This window comes from Streptomyces argenteolus (genome assembly GCF_042902585.1).
Lineage (GTDB): Bacteria > Actinomycetota > Actinomycetes > Streptomycetales > Streptomycetaceae > Streptomyces > Streptomyces argenteolus.
Genome location: NZ_JBIBEG010000029.1, coordinates 1,699 through 4,944 on the forward strand (window position 1 = coordinate 1,699; position 3,246 = coordinate 4,944).

The 3,246-nt window shown below is 56.6% G+C and carries 1 rRNA gene; it reads left to right on the top strand.

The features are described from left to right. Nucleotides 1-99 precede the first annotated feature (99 nt). Nucleotides 100-3,224: ribosomal RNA gene (locus ACFY8O_RS34375) — 23S ribosomal RNA — on the top strand. Nucleotides 3,225-3,246 lie beyond the last annotated feature (22 nt).

The window sequence follows — 3,246 nt, forward strand, 5'->3', positions numbered from 1 at the left end:
GTCCCTTTGGTTGCCGGCCCCAGTGAACTCGCCTGTATGGGCGGGGTGATGGGTGGCTGGTCGTTGTTTGAGAACTACACAGTGGACGCGAGCATCTGTGGCCAAGTTTTTAAGGGCGCACGGTGGATGCCTTGGCACCAGGAACCGATGAAGGACGTGGGAGGCCACGATAGTCCCCGGGGAGCTGTCAACCAAGCTTTGATCCGGGGGTTTCCGAATGGGGAAACCCGGCAGTCGTCATGGGCTGTCACCCGCTGCTGAACACATAGGCAGTGTGGAGGGAACGAGGGGAAGTGAAACATCTCAGTACCCTCAGGAAGAGAAAACAACCGTGATTCCGGGAGTAGTGGCGAGCGAAACTGGATGAGGCCAAACCGTATGCGTGTGATACCCGGCAGGGGTTGCGCATGCGGGGTTGTGGGATCTCTCTTTCATAGTCTGCCGGCTGTGAGACGAGTCAGAAACCGTTGGTGTAGGCGAAGGACATGCGAAAGGTCCGGCGTAGAGGGTAAGACCCCCGTAGCTGAAACATCAACGGCTCGTTTGAGAGACACCCAAGTAGCACGGGGCCCGAGAAATCCCGTGTGAATCTGGCGGGACCACCCGCTAAGCCTAAATATTCCCTGGTGACCGATAGCGGATAGTACCGTGAGGGAATGGTGAAAAGTACCGCGGGAGCGGAGTGAAATAGTACCTGAAACCGTGTGCCTACAAGCCGTGGGAGCGTCGCGCATCGAGCTTGCTCGGTGCGTCGTGACTGCGTGCCTTTTGAAGAATGAGCCTGCGAGTTTGCGGTGTGTTGCGAGGTTAACCCGTGTGGGGAAGCCGTAGCGAAAGCGAGTCCGAATAGGGCGATTTAGTAGCGCGCTCAAGACCCGAAGCGGAGTGATCTAGCCATGGGCAGGTTGAAGCGGAGGTAAGACTTCGTGGAGGACCGAACCCACCAGGGTTGAAAACCTGGGGGATGACCTGTGGTTAGGGGTGAAAGGCCAATCAAACTCCGTGATAGCTGGTTCTCCCCGAAATGCATTTAGGTGCAGCGTCGTGTGTTTCTTGCCGGAGGTAGAGCACTGGATAGGCGATGGGCCCTACCGGGTTACTGACCTTAGCCAAACTCCGAATGCCGGTAAGTGAGAGCACGGCAGTGAGACTGTGGGGGATAAGCTCCATGGTCGAGAGGGAAACAGCCCAGAGCATCGACTAAGGCCCCTAAGCGTACGCTAAGTGGGAAAGGATGTGGAGTCGCAGAGACAACCAGGAGGTTGGCTTAGAAGCAGCCACCCTTGAAAGAGTGCGTAATAGCTCACTGGTCAAGTGATTCCGCGCCGACAATGTAGCGGGGCTCAAGCGTACCGCCGAAGTCGTGTCATTCACACATATAGGGCCAACGCCTGTGTGGATGGGTAGGGGAGCGTCGTGTGCCGGGTGAAGCAGCCGCGGAAGCGAGTTGTGGACGGTTCACGAGTGAGAATGCAGGCATGAGTAGCGATACACACGTGAGAAACGTGTGCGCCGATTGACTAAGGGTTCCTGGGTCAAGCTGATCTGCCCAGGGTAAGTCGGGACCTAAGGCGAGGCCGACAGGCGTAGTCGATGGACAACCGGTTGATATTCCGGTACCCGCTTTGAAACGCCCAATACTGAATCAGGCGATGCTAAGTCCGTGAAGCCGGCCCGATCTCTTCGGAGTTGAGGGTAGTGGTGGAGCCGACGAACCAGACTTGTACTAGGTAAGCGATGGGGTGACGCAGGAAGGTAGTCCAGCCCGGGCGGTGGTTGTCCCGGGGTAAGGGTGTAGGCCGTGTGGTAGGCAAATCCGTCACACGTTAAGGCTGAGACCTGATGCCGAGCCGATTGTGGTGAAGTGGATGATCCTATGCTGTCGAGAAAAGCCTCTAGCGAGTTTCATGGCGGCCCGTACCCTAAACCGACTCAGGTAGTCAGGTAGAGAATACCGAGGCGTTCGGGTGAACTATGGTTAAGGAACTCGGCAAAATGCCCCCGTAACTTCGGGAGAAGGGGGGCCATCACTGGTGAGGGAACTTGCTTCCTGAGCTGGGGGTGGCCGCAGAGACCAGCGAGAAGCGACTGTTTACTAAAAACACAGGTCCGTGCGAAGCCGTAAGGCGATGTATACGGACTGACGCCTGCCCGGTGCTGGAACGTTAAGGGGACCGGTTAGCTGACTTTCGGGTCGGCGAAGCTGAGAACTTAAGCGCCAGTAAACGGCGGTGGTAACTATAACCATCCTAAGGTAGCGAAATTCCTTGTCGGGTAAGTTCCGACCTGCACGAATGGCGTAACGACTTCTCGACTGTCTCAACCATAGGCCCGGTGAAATTGCACTACGAGTAAAGATGCTCGTTTCGCGCAGCAGGACGGAAAGACCCCGGGACCTTTACTATAGTTTGATATTGGTGTTCGGTTCGGCTTGTGTAGGATAGGTGGGAGACTTTGAAGCAGCCACGCCAGTGGTTGTGGAGTCGCCGTTGAAATACCACTCTGGTCGTGCTGGATGTCTAACCTGGGTCCGTGATCCGGATCAGGGACAGTGTCTGATGGGTAGTTTAACTGGGGCGGTTGCCTCCTAAAGAGTAACGGAGGCGCCCAAAGGTTCCCTCAGCCTGGTTGGCAATCAGGTGTTGAGTGTAAGTGCACAAGGGAGCTTGACTGTGAGACCGACGGGTCGAGCAGGGACGAAAGTCGGGACTAGTGATCCGGCAGTGGCTTGTGGAAGCGCTGTCGCTCAACGGATAAAAGGTACCCCGGGGATAACAGGCTGATCTTCCCCAAGAGTCCATATCGACGGGATGGTTTGGCACCTCGATGTCGGCTCGTCGCATCCTGGGGCTGGAGTCGGTCCCAAGGGTTGGGCTGTTCGCCCATTAAAGCGGTACGCGAGCTGGGTTTAGAACGTCGTGAGACAGTTCGGTCCCTATCCGCTGTGCGCGTAGGAATATTGAGAAGGGCTGTCCCTAGTACGAGAGGACCGGGACGGACGAACCTCTGGTGTGCCAGTTGTCCTGCCAAGGGCATGGCTGGTTGGCTACGTTCGGAAAGGATAACCGCTGAAAGCATCTAAGCGGGAAGCCTGCTTCAAGATGAGTATTCCCACCACCTTGAGTGGTTAAGGCTCCCAGTAGACGACTGGGTTGATAGGCCAGATGTGGAAGCCCGGTAACGGGTGGAGCTGACTGGTACTAATAGGCCGAGGGCTTGTCCTCAGTTGCTCGCGTCCACTGTGTT